Origin of the sequence: Streptomyces sp. L-9-10 (genome assembly GCF_004151105.1) — a bacterium.
In the GTDB taxonomy this organism is placed as follows: domain Bacteria; phylum Actinomycetota; class Actinomycetes; order Streptomycetales; family Streptomycetaceae; genus Streptomyces.
The window spans coordinates 75,081-93,330 of sequence record NZ_PHRF01000041.1 but is presented as its reverse complement, the minus strand read 5'-3'; the positions used below and the strand labels follow the sequence as shown (position 1 = coordinate 93,330).

The following is an 18,250-nucleotide window of genomic DNA, read 5'->3' as shown; positions in this document are numbered from 1 at the left end:
GGGAAGACGGACCCGATGAACTTGGACCCCAGCACAGCGGACGCGGAGCGCCTGAACTGGACGCAGTACCGTCCGGGGCAGGAAGCCGGCCATTACGAGAGCTTCTACCAGCGGGGCAACCACCCGACGGAGCCCCGGGCCTTCTGGATCCGGTACACGATCTTCAGTCCCGCCGGCATGCCCCAGGCCGCCATCGGTGAACTGTGGGCCATCTATTTCGACGGCACGACCGGCCGTCATGTGGTGGCCAAGGAGGAATACCCGATCTCCGACTGCCACTTCAGCCCCGACTCCTTCGGCGCCCGGGTGAACGACCGGGTCCTGGAGACGGGCGCGCTGAAGGGCGAGGCGGCCGGTACCAACGGTCACATCGGCTGGGACCTGACGTACGAGGGCTCGGAACCACCGCTGCTCCTGCTGCCGCCTGGCATGTACACCGGAGGTTTCCCCAAGGCCAAGAGCCTGGTCGGGGTCCCCCTGGCGACGTACAGCGGCAAGCTGACGGTCGACGGCGAGACGATCGACGTCGACGGCTGGACCGGCAGCCAGAACCACAACTGGGGCAGCCGGCACACCGATCACTACGCCTTCGGCCAGGTGGCCGGGTTCGACGAGCACCCGGACAGCTTCCTGGAGATCGTCACCGGCCGTACGAAGCTGGTGGGCCCGGTCAAGACGCCGAAGATCACTTTCCTGGTGCTCCGCCACGAGGAGCGCGAGTACTCCCTGTCCGCGCCCCGCCAGGCGCTCAAGGCCAAGGCCGACTTCGGCTACTTCTACTGGGACTTCAGCAGCTCCGACGAGACCGTCGCCATCCGGGGCCGCTTCACCGCGGCGCCCGAGGACTTCGTCGGACTCAACTACTACAACCCGCCCGGTGGCATCAAGCACTGCCTGAACACCAAGATCGGCAGGTGCGAGCTGGAGATGGTCAACAAGGCGACCGGCAAGCGCCACCGTCTCACCACGGACAATCGCGCGCTGATGGAGATCCTGACCGACGACCGCGAACACGGAATCGCGATCCGCGCATGAGGGACCGCCGCGCCCCGTCCCGGTTACCGACGCGTCTGTCCCGCCTGACCAGCCGTCGGCGACGGCCGCTCGCCGTCCTGTGGCTGCTGCTGCTCGTGGTCGCCGGCTGGCAGGCCGCCCCGCTGCCGGGGCTGCTCAGTGGTGGTGGGTGGTACGTGCCGGGTTCCGGCTCCGCCGTGGCCGCCGAGCGGCTCACCGACGGGTTCGACGGGCGCGGCGCCACCTCCCTGACCCTCGTGATCAAGGACACCCGGCACCGGGCCGGCGATCCCGCCTTCGAGGCGCGGGTGCGGGACGCCGCCGAGGCCGTGCTCGGGGACGACACCCTCAGGGCCTCGGGCGGCTACGGATACACGACGCTCACCGGTGACCGGGCGCGCGCCGCCTTCCTCGGCGACGACGACCGTACCGCGCTGGTCCGCGTCGGCTCCGAGCTGGACGACGGAACCGCGCGCCGCCTGCTGCCCGGCATCCAGGACAGGCTGAGCCGGCAGTACGAGCCGCAGGGCCTGCGGGTGTCGCTGGTGAGCCAGGCCGCCCTGTGGGGCGAGGTGAACCATCTGAGCGAACGCGGGCTGATCCTCGCGGAGTTGGTCACCCTGCCGCTGATCCTCCTCGTCCTGCTGCTGCTCTTCCGCAGCGTGGCGGCCGCGCTCGCCGCCCTGCTGGTCGGCGTCTCCTCGGTGGTCTTCGCCCTCGCGGTGCTCGCGCTCGTCGCCCGGCGGACCGAGCTCTCGGTGTTCGTGCAGAACGCCGCCACGATGCTGGGGCTCGGCGTGGGCGTGGACTACTCGCTCTTCATGATCATGCGGTTCAAGAGTGAACTGCCGACCGGGGGCGGCCCGCTCTCCCGGGAGGACCGCGAGCGCGCGCTCGCGCGCACACTGCGTTCCTCGGGCGAGACCGTCGTGGCGTCCGGCATCACCATCGTGGCCGCCATGTCCACCCTCTTCCTGGTGGATCTGAGCGTCATCCAGTCGATGGCTCTCGGTGCCGTGGTCGTGGTCGCCTTCTCGGTCCTGACCAGTGTGCTGCTGCTCCCCGTGCTGCTGCATCTGCTGGGGTCCCGGATCGAGTGGGGCCGGATCGGCCGCCGCGCGGCGAACACGGCCCGGTCAGGCGGCGGCTGGGTCGCCGTGACCCACGCGGTCATGCGCCGCCCGGTGCTGTTCCTGGTGGCGGGTGTCGCGGCGCTGACCGCGCTCGCCCTGCCCGCCCTGCGCCTGGACACCTTCACCCCGGACGCCCGGGTCGTGCCCGCGGACGCGGCCGTACGCCAGGGGTACGACGCGGTCAGGGACGAGTTCGGGGTGGGCAGCGCCGCGCCGGTCCAGGTGGTCGTCGAGTCGCGCGTACCGCTCCACGAGCGCTCCGACGCGGAGGTGGCGAAGCTGCTGCGGTTCCACGACTCCGTCGCCGGACTGCCGGGGGTGGTACGGACCGACTCGGCGATCGGCACGCTCCGCCAGGCCGGCCGGGACCGGCCGTTCGCCGTCCTCGCGGCGCCGGACCGGCTTCCCGCCGACGCCCGTGCCACGGTCGGGCACTTCGTGTCCGGAGACGGCAGGACCACGCTCATCGAGGTGGTGGGCGATGACAGCGCTTCCTCCGGCCCGGTACGGGACCTGCTCACGTCCGTACGCGCCGAGGCCGCCGGTTTCACGGCCGGCGGCGGAGGCTGGACCATCGACGTCGGCGGGGAGACGGCCGAGGGCGTCGACGCGAACAAGGTGATCGAGGACAGGCTGGTGCCGGTCATCGCGACCATGCTCGCCGTCATCTATCTGCTGCTGCTCCTCACCTTCCGCTCGCTGTTCCTGCCGCTCAAGGCCATCGCGATGAACCTGCTCTCGGTGGGCGCCACGTACGGGGTGCTGGTGCTGGTCTTCCAGGACGGCCTGGGCGGTGGGCTGTTCGGCTTCGACGTGGACGGCCACCTCACCAACTTCGTTCCCGTACTGCTGGTCACCCTGCTGTTCAGCCTCAGCACGGACTACGAGGTCTTCCTCCTCAGCCGGGTCCGCGAGGACCATCTCGCCACCGGGGACGACATCGGCAGCGTGGCGCGCGGTATGTCCGCCACGATGCCGCTGATCTCCGGCGCGGCCGTCCTCATGGTCGCGGTCTTCGCGGCCTTCGCGTTCACTGGCATCCTGCCCATGCAGCAACTGGGCCTCGGCATGGCTCTGGCCATCGCGCTCGACGCGACGGTCATCCGGCTGCTGATCGTCCCGGCGTCCATGCGCCTGATGAGCCGCTGGAACTGGTGGCTGCCGGGCCGCAAGCACGCCCCGGGGCCCACGCACGTGCCCGAACCCGTACAGGCCACGGAGATGGCCGGCATGGAGAGGACGACCCACAAGTGACCGACCAGACCGCCGCGACACCGCCCGAAACCGACTCCCCCTCACGGATATCCGAGAGCATCGTCATCCGTGTGCCGCCGGAGACCGCCTACGCGGCGGTCAGTGATGTGGCGAGGATGGGCGAGTGGAGCCCGGAGTGCCGCGGCGCGTGGATCATCGGACGCAACGGCCCGGCCAGGACGGGCATGCGGTTCATCGGACGCAACCGCGCGCGATGGCTGCCATGGCCGACCCTGTGCCGTGTGGTCGAGGCGGAGCCCGGCCGCGCCTTCGCCTTCCATGTGAGCTTCCTCGGTATCGCGGTGGCGGGCTGGACGTACCGCTTCACACCGCTGCCCGAGGGGTGCGAGGTGCACGAGGAGTGGCGGGACCGGCGCTCCGGCCCGTTCGGCATGGCGCTCACCGCCGTCACGCCGCTGGTGACCGGCGTCGTACGCCGCAGGGCCCGCAACCGGGAGACCATGCGCACCACCCTCGTGGCACTGCGGGACACGCTGGAGTCCGGCCGCTAGGACATGTTGCGGAAGTAGCGCCGTCCGCCCGTGGGACGCGGTCCGCGGGCGGCTGGCTCCGCCATGCCGTCACGCCCCCGGGCCGCCGGAACAGAACACAAGAAACCGGACAGGAAGGAGCCCCATGATGCAGCCCGTCATAGCCGGTGCGCGTACCGGCGGCCCGGAAGTGGATCAGACGTCCGTTCCCGGCGCCCAACTCTGCCTGGACTTCTACGCCGGCCTCGCCTCCGGCGTCGCCGTGGTCACGGCGCCCTCGGACGACGGGCCGGTGGGGACGACCGTCTCGACCGTCACCTCGCTCTCGGCCGACCCGCCGCTGCTGCTCGTCTGCCTGTCCCACACCTCGCGGACGCTCGCCGCCATCACACCCGGGTCCGCCTTCGCGGTGCACCTGCTGCACGCGGAACAGAGCGGCCGGGCGCGGCTGTTCTCCACCGCCACCCCCGCCGAGCGTTTCGCCGCCGAAACGTACGAGGAGGTGCTCGGCGCACCGGTGCTCGCGGACACCTTCGCCTGGTCGGTCTGCCGGACCGAGGAGGTACGCGCGTACGGCGACCACTGCCTCGTCGTCGGGCGTGTGGCCGCCCTGCACACGGCCGGCGGACGGCCCCTGATCTGGCACGACCGCGCCTTCCACACCCTGGCGGAAGGGGGCGAGCGGTGACGGCCCGGGTACGGGAGGAGCCCTGCTGGGCGCCCGACGCCTCCCCCGGAGACCGTCCCGGTCTGGCCACCGCCGGCGCGTCCTCCGGGCGGGTGACCGGCGGGCTCACCGCCGATGTCGCCGTGGTGGGAGCCGGCCTGGCCGGTCTGTCCACCGCCTACCACCTGATCGAACGCGATCCCTCCCTGGATGTCGTCGTCGTGGACGCCCGCCATCCGGCGGCCGGTGCGAGCGGCCGGGGCACGGGCCTCCTCGGGCCCCGGGTCGGTCCGTCCATCGACCGGGCCGCCCGCCGCTACGGCCCGTCCATGGCGCGGGACATGTATCTGGCCTCCGAGGCCGCGGTGGAGCGCGTGGTCGCGCTGACGGAGGAGCTGGGCGCGCCGTGCGGGCTGCGCGGGGGCGGGCAGATCGTGGCGACCCGTAGCGCCTCCGGCCTGGCGTCCCTGGCCCGGCAGGCGCGGACGTATGAGGCGCTCGGCCTGGACGTCCCCGTGCTGTCGGCCGCCGGCATCCGCGAGCGCCTCGATGTCCCGTATCACGCGGGCCTGTTCTACCGCTCCGCCGCCACGCTCGACCCGGCCGCGCTGAGCGGTGCGCTGGCCGCCGCCTGCGCCGCGAAGGGCGTCCGTTTCCACGACGACAGCCCCCTGCGCGGCATGCACCCCGGTGACGGCGGCACCCCCACCGAACTGCTCTTCCCCAGCGGCACGCTCCGGGCCCGCAAGGCGGTCCTGGCCGTCAACGCGGCGGCCGGGCCGCTGGGGCTGCCGGTCGGTACGGTCCTGCCCCTTCAGGTGCACGCCGTCGCCACCGCCCCGCTCGGCCCCGAGGCCCGCGCGGCGCTGGGCGGCGGCACCGGAACGTCCCTCGTCGACAGCATGTCCCTGGCGCCGTACTTCCGGCTCACCCACGACGGCCGGCTGGTGGTGGGCGGCGGCAGGGCCGTCCATCTGCCGGGGCTGCCCGCCGGCCGGGCCGCCGCGCTGCGCACCGCCACCTGGACCTGGCTGGAGGAGCGGCTGCGGCGACTGCACCCCGCCCTCGCCGAGGTGCCGGTCAGCCATCGCTGGTCGGGACAGATAGGCATGACCACCGATGACCTTCCCGTGGTCGGCCGCGTCGGCGGCCACCCGGACGTCTGGTACATCGGCGGCTGCTGCGGTCATGGCCTGGCCATGTCGGTGGCCCATGGATCGCATGTCGCGGAGTCCCTCGTCGAGGACGCCTCGGCGGCCCGTGGCCCCGTCGGCCACCCGTGGCACCGCGACCGGGCCCCACGGGTCCCGCTCACCGCGCGCCCGGCGAGGGGACTTCTGCGGGCCTACCTGAACAGCATGGACCGGGAAGCCCGCCGCACACCATGAGACCGGCGTCCGTGGGTCCGTCCCGCCTATCCGGCGGCCTTGATCGTCAGCCGAGAGGAGAACAGACTGCTGGGCCGCAGGCCGAACATCGCGTGGAAGGCGCTGCTGAAGTGGGACGGGCTGGCGAAGCCCGCCTCGACGGCCGCCGTGCTGAGATCGGGCCAGGTCTCCAGCAGGGTCGCCACCCGCAGCATGCGCGTCCACATCCGGTAGCGGCGGAACGTCGTGCCCGTCTCGGCCCGGAACAGCCGCAGGAAAGCCGAGACGGACAGACCGGCCTCCGCCGCCAGTTCCGCTGCCGGGAGCCGCTGCCCGGACCCCTCGGAGAGCCGGCGGGTCGCCTGCTGTACGCGCGGGTCCCGGCGGCCCGAGAGGCCGTCGGGTCCGGCGAGGTCCAGCCACCGCCGTACGGTCGACAGCGGCGCGTCCTGTTCCAACAGGGCTGCCAGCGAGGCCAGTTCGTGCTCGTACCGGTGGTCTCCCGCCAGTTCCGCGCTCCCGCTCATCAGCCGGCGGCACGCCCGCTCGCGCGCGGACGCCGGGTCCAGGTAGCAGAAGGCCATCCGGCCCCCGCCGGCCACGATCCGGTGCCGCACCCGCGCCGCCACCAGCGCCGTGCGGGCGGCGCGGGCCCGGCCGTGTTCCAGCCGGACCGTGAACTCCCCGTCGACGCCCACCGCGAGACAGCTCACCGCCCCGGAGTGGACGTCCAGTTCGAGGGACGGTCCGACATACAGCGCGTGCCCCGGCCACAACCACAACGCGGCCTGGTCACGGCACGTTTCTGAAAGCAGCGCCGGTCGCATGCGGGCATGCTAACCAACACCCCGATCATCCCTTTCTTCTGTTGAACGGATAAAACATGTGGACCGACCGACTCACCTCCGCGCTGTTCGTCGTCGTGGGTGCGGTGAACCTCCTGCCCGGAGTCGTCGCACTGGCCCCGTCCCGGATCACCACGGCCTACGGGGTGTCGATCGACGGTCCCCACTCCGCTGATCTGACGGTGCTTCTGCGGCACCGCGCGGTGTTACTGGGGCTCGTCGGAATCGCCCTGCTCTGCGCGGCGTTCATCCCGTCGCTCCGGGTGCCCGCCCTCGTCGGCGGCGGGGTCAGCATGGGCACGTTCCTGCTGTTCGCCTACTCCGCCCCGGGGCTCAACGACGCGACGATGCGGGTGGCGCGGATCGATATCGCGGCGATCGCGCTGCTGGCGGTGGCGGCCGTCCTGGTCTGGCGCAAGAACGCCTGAACACCGGGGAGGCGAGGTGCGCGTCCGCACCTCGCCTCCCCGGTGTCCACTGCCCGGCCGCCGCCCGGACCGGGCGGCGGCCGGGCCACCGGTGTGCGGAGAGGGCAGGATTCGAACCTGCGAGGGCTTGCACCCGGTCCAGGTTTCCCCGGAACCCCGTTGGGCCGCTTCGGGTACCTCTCCCCACCTCGGGGCGGGGTCTCCCCCGTTCCCTTCGGTGTTCATGATTCTGCTGGACCCGCCTGAGATTTCGCTGACACCGTCCTGAGACGCCTCAAGCGCGTTGGCCGTGCGCGCCGTTCTCCCGGTGGCCGCGCGCGCGGAACGCGGGCGTCAGGCGCTGCGGTCCGCGAAGAGCCCGTTGGGCGCGAAGGCCAGTTCGGCGAAGCGCTCACCGATGCGGTGGTGGGTGGCGGCGTCCGGGTGGAGCCGGTCGGGCAGCGGCAACTCGGCGGCGTCGGCCTCGCCGTAGAGTTCACGGCCGTCCAAATACCACAGGTTCGGGTCCTCGGCCGCCCGCTGCTCCACGATGCGGGCCAGTTCGTCCCGGATGACATTGAGCGTCAGCTTCCCGGCGGCCCGTTCCCCGGGGTCGCCCGTGGCCCGGAACCGGAGCTTCCCCTCGCTGACGTCGCTGAAGTCGGGCGCGCTGGGGCCCGGGGTGTCCTCGTGGATGGGGCACAGGATGGGCGAGACGACCAGCAGCGGTGCGGTGGGGTGGCCTTCGCGGATGGTGTCGAGGAAGCCGTGGACGGCGGGGGTGAAGGCGCGCAGACGCATCAGGTCGGCGTTGACCACGTTGATGCCGATCTTGACGCTGATGAAGTCGGCGGGGGTGTCCCGCAGCGCGCGGGCGGTGAACGGGTCCAGCAGGGCGCTGCCGCCCAGACCCAGATTGATCAGCTCCACACCGCCGAGGGAGGCGGCCAGCGCCGGCCAGGTGGTGGTGGGGCTCGCGGCGTCGGAGCCGTGGCTGATCGAACTGCCGTGGTGCAGCCATACCTTGCGGCCCCGGTCCGGTGCGGGCTCGACGGGGGCGTCGGTGCGCAGGGCGACGAGTTCGGTGGTCTCGTTGTGCGGCAACCAGATCTCGATGTCCTTGACACCGTCGGGCAGTTCGGCGAAGCGGAGGCTGCCGACGGGCCCCGGCCGGTGCTCGGCGGTCCCCGTGGTCATGTCGATGGTCAGGGTGTTGCCGCCGGTCACACTGGCCCGGCCGGCCAGGCGGGCGTCGACGAGCAGGTCGTACACACCGTCGGGACGGGGCGGGGCACCCACGTAGACCCGCTTGGTGGGCAGCACGTCCAGTTCTATGACGGTGGCCCCGGTGCGGAAGGCCAGCCGGACGCCGGAGGGCTGGGACTCGGCCATGGCGAGCTGTCCGTCGGAGTACTGGGCGCGGGCACGGGCGGGCAGCCGGTGCGGCAGGACGCCGTGCGCGGTGTGTTCCAGGTCGAGCGCGCCGCGCAGGATGTCGGTGGTGATGGGTGTGGTGATCCAGTTGTGCGTGGTGTTCATTTCTCCGCCTGTTGATCAAGATGCCTGGGCCAAGACGACCGAGGAGTCCGGTCGCGCCGGGAGGTCCTGACGGTGTGTCGGCGGCCGGTGGATGCCGTGGTGGCCGGGTTCAGGGTGCGGGCCAGTTCCGCAGCAGGGCGTCGAGCGCGTCCAGCGCCCGTGACCAGGATTCCTCCGAGCCGGGGGCGCTGTGGCTGAAGCCGCCGGCCATCTCCAGGCTGACGTAGCCGTGGAAGACGCTGCCCAGCAGCCGGACCGCGTGGGTCTGGTCCGGCTCCGTCAGGTCGTAGCCGCGCAGGATCGCCCGCGTCATCTGCGCGTGCCTGCCGCCGGCGCTGGCGGCCGCCGTCTCCGGGTCGAGCCTGAGCCGCGCCGCCGCGTAGCGGCCGGGGTGCTCCCGGGCGTAGTCGCGGTAGGCGTTCGCGAAGGCCACCAGGGCGTCTTTGCCGGCCCGCCCCGCCAGGGCGGCGGCGACCCGGTCGGCGAGTTCCGCCAGGGCCAGCAGAGCGATCCGGGTCTTGAGGTCCTGGGAGTTCTTCAGATGCGAGTACAGGCTCGCGTCCTTAACACCGAACCGCCGGGCGAGCGCCGAGACGGTCACCTTGTCGAAGCCGACCTCGTCGGCCAGTTCCGCCCCCGCCCGTGTCAGTCGTTCCGCGGTCAGCCCAGCTCTTGCCATGACCATCCTTCCCTCAGCCTGAGTCGATTATGCGTCTACCTAATCGTCCTAGGCAAATCACGTGAGGAGCTAAGCGGCCACTGAACGGAGCGCGCGCCCACCCCCGCGCACAGCCGGGAGCCGGGAGCCGGGAGCCGGGAGCCGCCGGACCGTACAGCCATTCAGGGTCAGCGTGCGTCGGCGTAGTCGGGGAGGATGAGCGCGGAGTTGGCGGACCGTCCCTGGTCACCGGGGAGGCGGGCGGGATCGCGCAGGGCGCGGTTGCGCAGGGCGAGTTCGTCGGCGGTTCGGGGAAGGACGCTGGCGCCTCCGGCGGTGGCGAGGTCCTGGTTCAGCTTCACGAACTCCCGCGTCCGGTCCTCGTAGGCCGCGTAGGCCGCGATGTGGCTGCCGTGGGACGCCAGTTCACCGGCGAGGACGTAGGCGCCGACCAGCGCGATGCTGGATCCCTGTCCCGAGAGGAAGGACGGGGCGTGGGCGGCGTCGCCGGCGAGGGCGACCCGTCCGGTGGACCAGCGGGGCATGCGGATCTGGCTGATGGTGTCGAAGAACCGCACATCACCCGGCAGGTGAACGAGCTGGAGCGGCGCGGCCTGGTCCTCCGGGTCACCGACCCGGACGACCAGCGGGCCCGCCTCATCGAAGCGACCCCCGACGGCGCGGCGGCGGGACGCTACATGCGCACCCTCATCGGATGGTTCACCGACGCCCTCGCGGACTGGCCCCGGCAGGACCGCCAGGACTTCGGCCGCCTCCTCGCGCGCTTCGCCGACGACCTCACCACACACCTCGCGGCCCTCGACGACCAGCCGGCTTCCGAGTAGGACCACCAGGGGCCTCAGGAACAGGCACCCAGCCACGGCGTCATCGGCCGTCGCACACCCCCGGGCAGCCGTCGCGCACCCCCGGGCAACGGCCGATGACCGGAGACCGAGGGCCTGAGTTCACATCCACGAACAAGGCCCTCTCGGCAGCACATCAGCGCCGACCGGCCCGGGACCGGACCGAGCACCCCCTCGCCCACACCTACCAACAGCGCGCGGCCGAACGGCGCGAGAGGCGGTCCCACCACACCACGGCGCCACATCCGTGCCGTCCACACCCATTGACCCCACCCAGTTCACGACCCTAACCTCTGTTCCCATACGTAGACGCCATCTGCATACAGGGACGAGGCTTCATGACACGGTTCAGCGCGGAGGTCGAAGGCGTTACCCAGCGGCTGCGTGACGGCATGGCGCGTGGGGTGCTGGCCTTCCCTCTCACGAGCTTCCGCGAGGACGGCGGCCTCGATCCGGAGTCGTACCGGGCCTACCTGACCGCCCAGTTGGCCACGGCGCCCGGCGCGGTGTTCCCCGCCTGCGGTACCGGGGAGTTCGGCGCACTGGACGAGGACGAGTACCGCGCGGTCGTCACGGCCACGGTCGAGGTGACCGACGGCCGGCTACCGGTCGTCGCGGGCATCGGCTACGGCTGGGCGCAGGCGCTGCGCTTCGCCCGGATCGCCGAAGAGGCGGGCGCGGACGCCGCGTTGGTGCTGCCCCACTACCTGGTCGAGGCTCCGCAGGACGGTCTGGTGGAGCAGTTGCGGCGGATCGCCGCCGGCACCCGGCTGCCGCTGATCGCGTACCAGCGCGGCCAAGTCGCCTTCACCGCCGGCAGCCTGCGCCGTATCGCGGACATCCCCACCGTCATCGGGCTCAAGGACGGGCACAGCGACCTCGACCGCCTCCAGCGCCTCACACTCGCGGCACCTGACGGATTTCTCTTCTTCAACGGCGCCGCCACCGCCGAGATCCAGGCCCGCGCCTACGGCACGGTGGGCGTTCCCGCGTACTCGTCGGCCGTTCACGCCTTCGCGCCCGAGATCGCGAACGCCTTCTTCACCGCTCTGCGTGACGGGGACGCGGTTCGTGTCGACACGCTCCTGCGGGACTTCTACGTCCCGCTGGTCGAGCTGCGCGACAGGGTGCCCGGCTACGCCGTCTCGTTGGTCAAGGCCGCCGCCCGGCTGCGCGGCCTCCCGGTCGGTCCGGTACGCGCCCCGCTCACCGACCCCGGTCCGGACGATCTCGCCCAGCTGACGAAGGTGCTGGACGACGGCCTGAACCTGGTGGGAGCCGTACGACGACCGGGCTGACGAGCACGCGAACGCCCACCACGCCCCACACCGCGCCCGCTGTGCCGCCGTACCGCCCCACCGCGCCACCGCGCCACCGACGGCCCCGCGGAGCCTCCGGCCACTCGACCCACAGTTCAAAGGGGAACTGACATGCCTCTGCTCGTCGTCGGGATCAGCGTTCTCATTCTGCTCCTCCTCATGACCAGGCTGAGACTGAACGGCTTCGCCGCGCTTCTGCTCGTCGCGGTCGGGGTCGGGCTGGTCCAGGGGATTCCTGTGGCGAAGATCCCGGACGTCCTCTCGGACGGTATAGGGGGCCAGATCGGTGACACGATGCTCACCATCGGACTCGGTGCCATGGTCGGCCGTGTCATGGGGGATTCCGGCGCGGCGCAGCGCATAGCCGGCAAGCTCCTCGACGCCTTCGGCCCGCGTGGGGTCCAGGTGGCCATGGTGGTGACGGCGATGCTCATCGGCGTCACCATGTTCTACGAGGTCGCCTTCGTCATCATCGTGCCCGTCGCGTTCACCATCGTCCGCGTCACCGGGGCGAACCTGCTGTGGGTCGGGCTGCCGATGTCGATCGCCCTGTCCACCATGCACAGCTTCCTCCCGCCCCACCCCGGCCCCACCGCCGTGGCCGCGGCCTTCCACGCCTCCGTCGGCCTGACGCTGTTCTACGGCCTGTTCATCGCCGTCCCCATCGGCGCGCTGATCGCCCTGGTGTGGCCGCGCCTTCCTTTCGTCAGGGCGATGAACCCCTCCATACCCAAGGGGCTCGTGAGTGAGCGCGTGTTCACCGACGAGGAGATGCCCGGCATGGCCTGGTCGCTGTCCGTGGCCCTCTTCCCCGTGGTGCTGATCGCGGGCGCGGCGGTGACCGACATGGCCGTATCCGGTGCGAACCCGTTCCTGCACTTCGTCGCTTTCATCGGATCGGCGCCGATCGCGCTCCTGCTGACCCTGCTCGTGGCGATCTGGGCGTTCGGACCGCGGATCGGCCGCGGCCTGGCGGACGTCAGCGCGTCCTGCACCTCGGCGGCCCAGGCGATGGCGATGATCCTCCTGGTGATCGGAGCCGGCGGCGCCTTCAAGGAGGTCCTCGTCGAGGGCGGGATCTCCGACTACATCAAGGACCTCACACACGGCTGGTCCATCTCGCCGATCATCCTCGCGTGGCTCATCGCGGTCATCCTCCGGGTGGCTCTCGGGTCGGCGACGGTCGCCGTCGTCACGGCCTCGGGCGTGGTGCTGCCGCTCCTGGCGGGCAGTGGGGTCCACCCCGAACTCATGGTCCTCGCCGTCTCCTGCGGGTCGATCGCGCTCTCCCACGTCAACGACCCCGGATTCTGGATGTTCAAGGAGTACTTCAACCTCTCGGTCATCGACGCGATCAAGACCCGCACCACCTACACGACGGTGCTCGCGGTCCTCGGGCTGGGCGGCGTGCTCGCGGTCGAGTGGGTCCTCGACGTCCTCAGCCTGTGAATCACCGCGCCTTCCGCGACCGCCGAAGCCCCCGGAACCGCCGAAGCCCCCGAAACCTCCGAAACCTCCGATCGCCTCGCGACAGAACGCATCCTGATGAGAATCGGACTCACCACCCCCATGCCACTGACAGCCACCCCGGCGCACAGCCGCCGCACCCCCGGAGGTACCCGGTCATGAGCCAGCCGACCGTCACCGCACTCTCCGTCTACCCGGTCGCCGGCCGGGACAGCATGGAACTCAACCTCTCCGGCGCGCACGGCCCCTACTTCACCCGCAACGTGGTGGTCCTCAAGGACTCCGAGGGACGTACGGGGCTGGGGGAGGTACCGGGCGGAGAGAAGATCACCCAGACGCTGCGTGACGCCGAGCCCCTCGTCGTCGGCGCGAAGGTCGGCGACCACAAGCGCGTCCTGCGCGAGATCGGGGACCGGTTCGCCGGCCGCGACTCCGGCGGACGGGGCGACCAGACCTTCGACCTGCGCACCACCGTCCACGCCGTCACCGCCGTCGAGTCGGCGCTGCTCGACCTCCTGGGACAGCACCTCGACGTGCCCGTGGCGGCACTCCTCGGCGACGGGCAGCAGCGCGACTCCGTCCGGGTCCTCGGCTACCTGTTCTACGTCGGGGACCCCGACCGCACCGACCTGGAGTACGTCCGCGATCCCGGCTCCGCCGTGGACTGGTACCGGATCCGGCACGAGGAGGCCCTGACGCCCGAGGCGATCGTCCGCCAGGCCGAGGCCACCTATGACCTGTACGGCTTCCGCGACTTCAAACTCAAGGGCGGCGTCCTGGCGGGCGGCGAAGAGGTCAAGGCCGTACGCGCGCTCAAGGACCGCTTCCCCCAGGCCCGGATCACCCTCGACCCCAACGGCGCGTGGTCGCTGCGCGAGGCAGTCGAGCTGTGCCGGCCCCTGGTCGGTACCCTCGCGTACGCCGAGGACCCGTGCGGAGCCGAAGGCGGCTACTCCGGACGTGAGATCCTGGCCGAGTTCCGGCGCGCCACCAGCCTTCCCACGGCGACCAACATGATCGCCACCGACTGGCGGCAGCTGACCCACGCCCTGGCCCTCCAGTCGGTGTCCATCCCGCTGGCCGACCCGCACTTCTGGACCATGCAGGGCTCGGTGCGAGTGGCTCAGCTGTGTCATGCGATGGGCCTGACCTGGGGATGCCACTCGAACAACCACTTCGACATCTCCCTGGCCATGGTGACCCACTGCGGAGCCGCGGCCCCGGGCGAGTACAACGCCCTGGACACCCACTGGATCTGGCAAGAAGGAAGGGAGCGCCTCACCACCGCCCCGCCGCGCATCGTCGGCGGCGAGATCGCCGTACCCGACGCCCCCGGCCTGGGAGTCCAGATCGACATGGACCGCCTCCTGGCGGCCCACGACCTGTACCAGGAGAAGGCGCTGGGGGCGCGCGACGACGCCGTCGGGATGCGCTACCTCGTCCCCGACTGGACGTTCGACAGCAAACGCCCCTGCCTTGTGCGCTGAGGGCGCCGCGGTACGAGGTGGCCGCGCGCGACGTCTGACAGGGCCAGGAGCCCTCGGCCGGACAGCCGGCTGAGGGCGCGCGCCAGGGGCGTCACGAACGCACCAGAAGTGTCACCAGTAATGCCGCCGGCCGCCGACCGCGTGCCCCAGCGCTCCGAGTGCCCAGAGCACGATGCCGATCGCTGCCAGGATGATGCCGATCGTCCACAGAACGTGGATGCCGACCACGAAACCGATGATCAGCAGAATGACTCCGACGATGATCATGTTGCCTCCGATCATGGAGTCCCCCATGTCAGAGATCCCCGGATGACCCCCGGGTAAACCCGCGGGCGGCCCTCGCGCGGCTGTGGCGAAGCTACGGCCGGTCCCCGCGGCCGTGCCCGGAACCGGACAGGTCCTGTGCCGTCGAACGGAGCAGGGCCCCCAGACCGTAGGGGGCCCTGGGGGTGGTCCGGCCCGAGGTGAGGACGGGGCACTGGTCGGTGCGTACGATCCGTCGACCGGCCCGTTCGAGGGCGGCGACCAGCGCGCGGTCCTCACCGTGTCTCAGCTCGGGAAAGCCGCCGACCCGGTGATAGGAGGCGGCGGCCACTCCCAAGTTGGCGCCGTGCACATGAGGATGTGACCAGCCGCCGACCGCGCTCGGGCGGCCGGCGAAGTAGCCGGCGTCGTGCCGGACGGCCGCCGCGGCGGTGAGCGAAGGGTGCGGCGCGACGCGCACCGTACCGACGACGCAGTCCCAGCCGCCGCGCGCGTGGTGCAGCTGGTGGGCGAGCCAGTGGGAGGGCACGACCGTGTCCGCGTCCGTGGAGGCGATCCAGACACCGTCCCGGTGGTGACGGAGGATGTCCAGGGCCCGCGCGATCCCGGCGGCGCGGGCGGCGCCCACATTCCGGCGGGGGATCTCGACGACGTGTGCGCCGAGCGCTCGCGCGACGGCGGCGGTGTCGTCGCCGCAGTCGTCGGCCGTGACCACGGTCAGTACACCGACGCCGGTCAGCGCCGGATGGCGGGCGGCCGTGCGCACACTCCGCAGTGCCGCCGGGAGGGTGGCGGCCTCGTTGTGCGCGGGAATGACGACCACGCACACGGCCGGTGCGGTGTTCACACCAACCCCTCGTCGGCGGCCGGCGACGGCCCGGCGCTCCCGTCGGGGTGGCGACGGGTGAGGACACTCAGGGTGAAGTCGGGATCGCGGTAGGCCGCGAACAGGCTCAGGCCGGGCAGGGAGGCCGCCAGCGGGGCCAGTTCCGAGCCGACGCGCCGGTGTTCGGGGACGGGGTGGTCCCAGTGCGCGGTGACGAGCGTCCCACCGGGTTCGAGGCTGTCCATGACACGTGTGAACAGCCGGTCCAGTGTGTGATCGTCGAAGTAGTAGAGGACTTCGGACAGGACGACGAGGTCGAAGGTGCCCGGCGGCCACTCGTCGGGGACGGTCAGCCGACGCACCTCGACGTGCGGCAGATCGTGTACGCGCCGGGAGGCCGTCCTGACCGCGGAGGGGACACGGTCGGTGGAGAGCAGCCGGTCGCAGCGGGCGGCGAGCAGCGCCGTCAACACCCCTACGGAACAGCCGGGTTCGAAAGCGCGGCGGTAGCGGCGGCGCGGCAGGGACGCGAGTGTCAGGGCGTACTTGCGCTGCTCGTACCAGCGTTCCGCCAGACCCCAGGGGTCGGGCGACGCGTCGTACATCGCCTCGAAGTAGGCGGCGGGCGTGCTCACCGGAACACCACCTCGTAGGGCCTGCTGTGGTGCGCCCGCTCCTCCGCCGGCAGGATCGCCGCGTTCTCCGCGCCGTCCACGAGTGGCGCGATCTGGCTGACGAACCGTTCGATGGCACGCCTCTTGCGCTCCAGTGCCCCGCTCGTGAGCGGGATGCGTACGGCGCTCCGCCAGGGGACGCGCGGGTCCGCGGGGCGCGCCCAGTGCCACATCCACACGGGATAGAGCCACAGCGGGACCCCCGCCGTCAGACAGGCGGCCGCCGCGGCCCGGCCCGCGGCCTCGTGGTCGCTGTGCAGGTCCCCTGTCCACGGTGCGACACAGAGAGCGGCGCCGGCCTCTCCGAGCAGTCCGGCGATGCTGTCCCGCAGTTGCGGCTCGTGCCGGTGCACCCGGGTGTCCGGGAGGCTCAGCCGTCGCGGTGGCGGTCCTGTCAGGCCCAGCTCGGCAAGGGCGGCCCGCAGCTCGCCCGCGCGGACCGCGGCCAGCCGGTCGGGCGTGATCCGCGCGCTGCGCGGGTGTGAGCCTTCACCATCGGTGACCGACAGCAGACGCACCTCGGTGCCCGCCTCCGCGAGAGCGGCCAAGGAGCCGCCGAAGCCGAGCACTTCATCGTCCGGGTGTGCGGCGACAACCACCACGGGGCCGACGGGAAGTTCCGCGACGGGCAGGCGACGCAGGCCTTCCCAGGACGCCCACCGCGCTTCGGGAGTGCCCGGCCCGTCGATGGCCTCGGCCGCCGCCTGCCGTACGCCGGTCACCGGGTGTCCCCGTCCCCGCCGAGATTTCCGGCGAGGTTTCCGGCGAGCAGTTGTCCCAGTTCCGCGAGGTCGCGCTCGGCGTGATGCTGACGGATGTAGACGGTCAGATCGGCCACGGCCTTGGCGTGCCGCGCGTCGTGGCACAACGGACCCGCGCCCGTGGCGCGTCCCACCCGGGTGAGGACCTCGGTGCAGACCATCTCGGCCAGGGCGCGCGTGCGCAGGCCGCGCACGCGCGCGCCGCCCCGCGCGTCCAGCGGGTCGTCGTCGATGTCGGCGCCCGCCTGTTCCAGGACCGTGCGCGCCGAGCTGAGCAGTACGTCCACGGCGCCCAAGTGGACCGCGGTGTGGGCGTCGGGGGTGCGCTTCCCTGCCGCCGCGAGCAGGGTGTCGGCCACAGCGTGCGCTCCGCCGAGCCAGCAAGCGGCGACGCCGATGCCGCCGTGCGGGAAGCCGGGGCGGTCGAGGTAGTCCCCGGCGCCGCCCACCGGTTCGGCGGGCACGGCGGAGAACCCGATGTCGGGGGTGTCGCTGCCGGCCATGCCGATCGCCTGCCAGGTGCCCGGCACGGGCTCGATCCCGGGGTGGCCGGTGCGTACGGCGAACAGACGGCGTCCCTCGTCGCTGTCCGCGGTGACCAGCGCGTGCGTACAGACATGAGCGCCGGAACAGTACGGCTTGACACCGTTCAACTGCCAGCCGCCACCGTGCCGGTTCGCCAGGAGTCCGGGGCCCGGTGGATGCGCCGCCCATACGCCCCAGCGCTCGCCGGGGCCCGGCGGCGCACCACCCAGTTCATCGAGGATCGCGGTCGCGTCGAGGTGTCCCTCACCCAGGCGCGCGAGGCACAGATCCTCCCGGCCCAGATCGGAGAGGACCCGGAACCGCTCCGGGGTACGGCCCCCGCCAGGCAGGGGAACCTCCGCCGAGGAGTCCTCGACCCAGGCCGAGAAACGCGCCGCGACCGGTCGGCACAGCGCCGCGCGGTCGTCGGCACTCGCCTCCCCCGATTCCGGCGGAGAGCCCGGACGGGAGTCCGCGAAGGAAGCGCGTCCGACGGAAGAAGTCGCTTCAGCGGTCAACCTTTCCTCCTGAGAAAGCAGGCAAGAACGGGGCGAAGCGGACGCCATGGCCGCCTTCTCAACCCTGCGCCGGTGCGTCCACCCCCGCAAGCGTGGCCGGGCGCGAGGGGCGCCCGGACTGTCGCCCCACCGACCCCTGGGCGGAGACTCTGAAAAGTACCCTTTTGGGTG

Annotated in this window: 19 protein-coding genes and 1 tRNA gene; 10 read left to right on the top strand and 10 right to left on the bottom strand. The window is 71.8% G+C overall.

From position 1 onward, the window contains the following. Nucleotides 1-15: 15 nt before the first annotated feature. From CU044_RS11080 to CU044_RS11060, 5 genes are all read left to right on the top strand, one after another. Entirely contained in the window at nucleotides 16-1,035 is a 1,020-nt protein-coding gene (locus CU044_RS11080; RefSeq protein ID WP_193563929.1) for a hypothetical protein, read from the top strand. Then, nucleotides 1,032-3,401 (top strand): MMPL family transporter, encoded by a 2,370-nt coding sequence (locus tag CU044_RS11075; protein ID WP_129768340.1) that lies wholly within the window; start codon nucleotides 1,032-1,034, stop codon nucleotides 3,399-3,401. The genes CU044_RS11080 and CU044_RS11075 overlap by 4 nt, the downstream gene beginning before the upstream one ends. Further along, nucleotides 3,398-3,913, top strand: a complete 516-nt coding sequence (locus tag CU044_RS11070) for an SRPBCC family protein (protein ID WP_165371853.1) — start codon at nucleotides 3,398-3,400, stop codon at nucleotides 3,911-3,913. The genes CU044_RS11075 and CU044_RS11070 overlap by 4 nt, the downstream gene beginning before the upstream one ends. Before the next feature lie 124 nt (nucleotides 3,914-4,037). Further along, nucleotides 4,038-4,580: a flavin reductase family protein gene (locus CU044_RS11065; protein WP_129768338.1), complete on the top strand. Its 543-nt coding sequence runs from the start codon at nucleotides 4,038-4,040 to the stop codon at nucleotides 4,578-4,580. Next, nucleotides 4,577-5,947 (top strand): FAD-binding oxidoreductase, encoded by a 1,371-nt coding sequence (locus tag CU044_RS11060; protein ID WP_240045489.1) that lies wholly within the window; start codon nucleotides 4,577-4,579, stop codon nucleotides 5,945-5,947. The genes CU044_RS11065 and CU044_RS11060 overlap by 4 nt, the downstream gene beginning before the upstream one ends. A gap of 26 nt (nucleotides 5,948-5,973) precedes the next feature. Here CU044_RS11060 and CU044_RS11055 read toward each other — a convergent pair whose 3' ends face one another. Next, complete coding sequence (locus CU044_RS11055) at nucleotides 5,974-6,753, bottom strand: AraC family transcriptional regulator (protein ID WP_129768337.1); 780 nt, start codon at nucleotides 6,751-6,753, stop codon at nucleotides 5,974-5,976. A gap of 56 nt (nucleotides 6,754-6,809) precedes the next feature. On the opposite strand from CU044_RS11055, the gene CU044_RS11050 reads away from it, so the two are divergent. Further along, nucleotides 6,810-7,199 (top strand): phosphopantetheine adenylyltransferase, encoded by a 390-nt coding sequence (locus tag CU044_RS11050; RefSeq protein WP_129768336.1) that lies wholly within the window; start codon nucleotides 6,810-6,812, stop codon nucleotides 7,197-7,199. A 96-nt stretch (nucleotides 7,200-7,295) separates the two neighbouring features. Here the strand turns inward: CU044_RS11050 and CU044_RS11045 are convergent. The 4 genes from CU044_RS11045 to CU044_RS39505 all read right to left on the bottom strand — a co-directional run bounded on the left by CU044_RS11045 (nucleotide 7,296) and on the right by CU044_RS39505 (nucleotide 9,953). Then, nucleotides 7,296-7,382, bottom strand: a tRNA-OTHER gene (locus tag CU044_RS11045). 150 nt (nucleotides 7,383-7,532) lie between these two features. Further along, a complete protein-coding gene (locus tag CU044_RS11040) occupies nucleotides 7,533-8,717 on the bottom strand; it encodes a GDSL-type esterase/lipase family protein (RefSeq protein WP_129768335.1) in 1,185 nt (394 codons plus the stop codon). 109 nt (nucleotides 8,718-8,826) lie between these two features. Beyond that, nucleotides 8,827-9,396, bottom strand: coding sequence for a TetR/AcrR family transcriptional regulator (locus CU044_RS11035; protein WP_129768334.1), 570 nt, complete (start codon nucleotides 9,394-9,396; stop codon nucleotides 8,827-8,829). A gap of 167 nt (nucleotides 9,397-9,563) precedes the next feature. Beyond that, the gene (locus CU044_RS39505) at nucleotides 9,564-9,953 is read right to left on the bottom strand and encodes an FAD-dependent monooxygenase (RefSeq protein ID WP_345790129.1); all 390 of its coding nucleotides are present in this window, start codon (nucleotides 9,951-9,953) and stop codon (nucleotides 9,564-9,566) included. A gap of 12 nt (nucleotides 9,954-9,965) precedes the next feature. On the opposite strand from CU044_RS39505, the gene CU044_RS39500 reads away from it, so the two are divergent. From CU044_RS39500 to CU044_RS11015, 4 genes are all read left to right on the top strand, one after another. Continuing rightward, nucleotides 9,966-10,220 (top strand): hypothetical protein, encoded by a 255-nt coding sequence (locus CU044_RS39500; protein WP_240045488.1) that lies wholly within the window; start codon nucleotides 9,966-9,968, stop codon nucleotides 10,218-10,220. Nucleotides 10,221-10,576: 356 nt separating this feature from the next. Beyond that, complete coding sequence (locus CU044_RS11025; protein ID WP_129768332.1) at nucleotides 10,577-11,536, top strand: 5-dehydro-4-deoxyglucarate dehydratase; 960 nt, start codon at nucleotides 10,577-10,579, stop codon at nucleotides 11,534-11,536. A 132-nt stretch (nucleotides 11,537-11,668) separates the two neighbouring features. Then, nucleotides 11,669-13,006, top strand: coding sequence for a gluconate:H+ symporter (locus CU044_RS11020; protein WP_129768331.1), 1,338 nt, complete (start codon nucleotides 11,669-11,671; stop codon nucleotides 13,004-13,006). A 176-nt stretch (nucleotides 13,007-13,182) separates the two neighbouring features. Next, nucleotides 13,183-14,511 (top strand): enolase C-terminal domain-like protein, encoded by a 1,329-nt coding sequence (locus tag CU044_RS11015; protein WP_129768330.1) that lies wholly within the window; start codon nucleotides 13,183-13,185, stop codon nucleotides 14,509-14,511. Between the two features lie 111 nt (nucleotides 14,512-14,622). Here CU044_RS11015 and CU044_RS38485 read toward each other — a convergent pair whose 3' ends face one another. From CU044_RS38485 to CU044_RS10995, 5 genes are all read right to left on the bottom strand, one after another. After that, complete coding sequence (locus CU044_RS38485) at nucleotides 14,623-14,778, bottom strand: DUF6131 family protein (RefSeq protein ID WP_240045510.1); 156 nt, start codon at nucleotides 14,776-14,778, stop codon at nucleotides 14,623-14,625. 91 nt (nucleotides 14,779-14,869) lie between these two features. After that, nucleotides 14,870-15,622, bottom strand: a complete 753-nt coding sequence (locus CU044_RS11010; RefSeq protein ID WP_129768329.1) for a glycosyltransferase — start codon at nucleotides 15,620-15,622, stop codon at nucleotides 14,870-14,872. Continuing rightward, a complete protein-coding gene (locus CU044_RS11005) occupies nucleotides 15,619-16,236 on the bottom strand; it encodes an SAM-dependent methyltransferase (protein WP_129768328.1) in 618 nt (205 codons plus the stop codon). Before CU044_RS11005 ends, CU044_RS11010 begins: the two co-directional genes overlap by 4 nt. Beyond that, nucleotides 16,233-16,997 carry a PIG-L family deacetylase gene (locus tag CU044_RS11000; protein WP_129768327.1) on the bottom strand — a complete coding sequence of 255 codons (765 nt, stop codon included), beginning with the start codon at nucleotides 16,995-16,997 and terminating at the stop codon, nucleotides 16,233-16,235. Before CU044_RS11000 ends, CU044_RS11005 begins: the two co-directional genes overlap by 4 nt. After that, the gene (locus CU044_RS10995) at nucleotides 16,994-17,974 is read right to left on the bottom strand and encodes an acyl-CoA dehydrogenase family protein (RefSeq protein WP_129768531.1); all 981 of its coding nucleotides are present in this window, start codon (nucleotides 17,972-17,974) and stop codon (nucleotides 16,994-16,996) included. The genes CU044_RS11000 and CU044_RS10995 overlap by 4 nt, the downstream gene beginning before the upstream one ends. Nucleotides 17,975-18,250: the final 276 nt, after the last annotated feature.

What these genes read in the sequence shown, in the direction of transcription:
- CU044_RS11080 (WP_193563929.1), top strand. Translation starts at nt 16, where the DNA reads ATGAACTTGGACCCCAGCACAGCGGACGCGGAGCGCCTGAACTGGACG.
- CU044_RS11075 (WP_129768340.1), top strand. Translation starts at nt 1,032, where the DNA reads ATGAGGGACCGCCGCGCCCCGTCCCGGTTACCGACGCGTCTGTCCCGC.
- CU044_RS11065 (WP_129768338.1), top strand. Translation starts at nt 4,038, where the DNA reads ATGATGCAGCCCGTCATAGCCGGTGCGCGTACCGGCGGCCCGGAAGTG.
- CU044_RS11055 (WP_129768337.1), bottom strand. Translation starts at nt 6,753, where the DNA reads ATGCGACCGGCGCTGCTTTCAGAAACGTGCCGTGACCAGGCCGCGTTG.
- CU044_RS11050 (WP_129768336.1), top strand. Translation starts at nt 6,810, where the DNA reads ATGTGGACCGACCGACTCACCTCCGCGCTGTTCGTCGTCGTGGGTGCG.
- CU044_RS11040 (WP_129768335.1), bottom strand. Translation starts at nt 8,717, where the DNA reads ATGAACACCACGCACAACTGGATCACCACACCCATCACCACCGACATC.
- CU044_RS11035 (WP_129768334.1), bottom strand. Translation starts at nt 9,396, where the DNA reads ATGGCAAGAGCTGGGCTGACCGCGGAACGACTGACACGGGCGGGGGCG.
- CU044_RS11025 (WP_129768332.1), top strand. Translation starts at nt 10,577, where the DNA reads ATGACACGGTTCAGCGCGGAGGTCGAAGGCGTTACCCAGCGGCTGCGT.
- CU044_RS11020 (WP_129768331.1), top strand. Translation starts at nt 11,669, where the DNA reads ATGCCTCTGCTCGTCGTCGGGATCAGCGTTCTCATTCTGCTCCTCCTC.
- CU044_RS11015 (WP_129768330.1), top strand. Translation starts at nt 13,183, where the DNA reads ATGAGCCAGCCGACCGTCACCGCACTCTCCGTCTACCCGGTCGCCGGC.
- CU044_RS38485 (WP_240045510.1), bottom strand. Translation starts at nt 14,778, where the DNA reads ATGATCATCGTCGGAGTCATTCTGCTGATCATCGGTTTCGTGGTCGGC.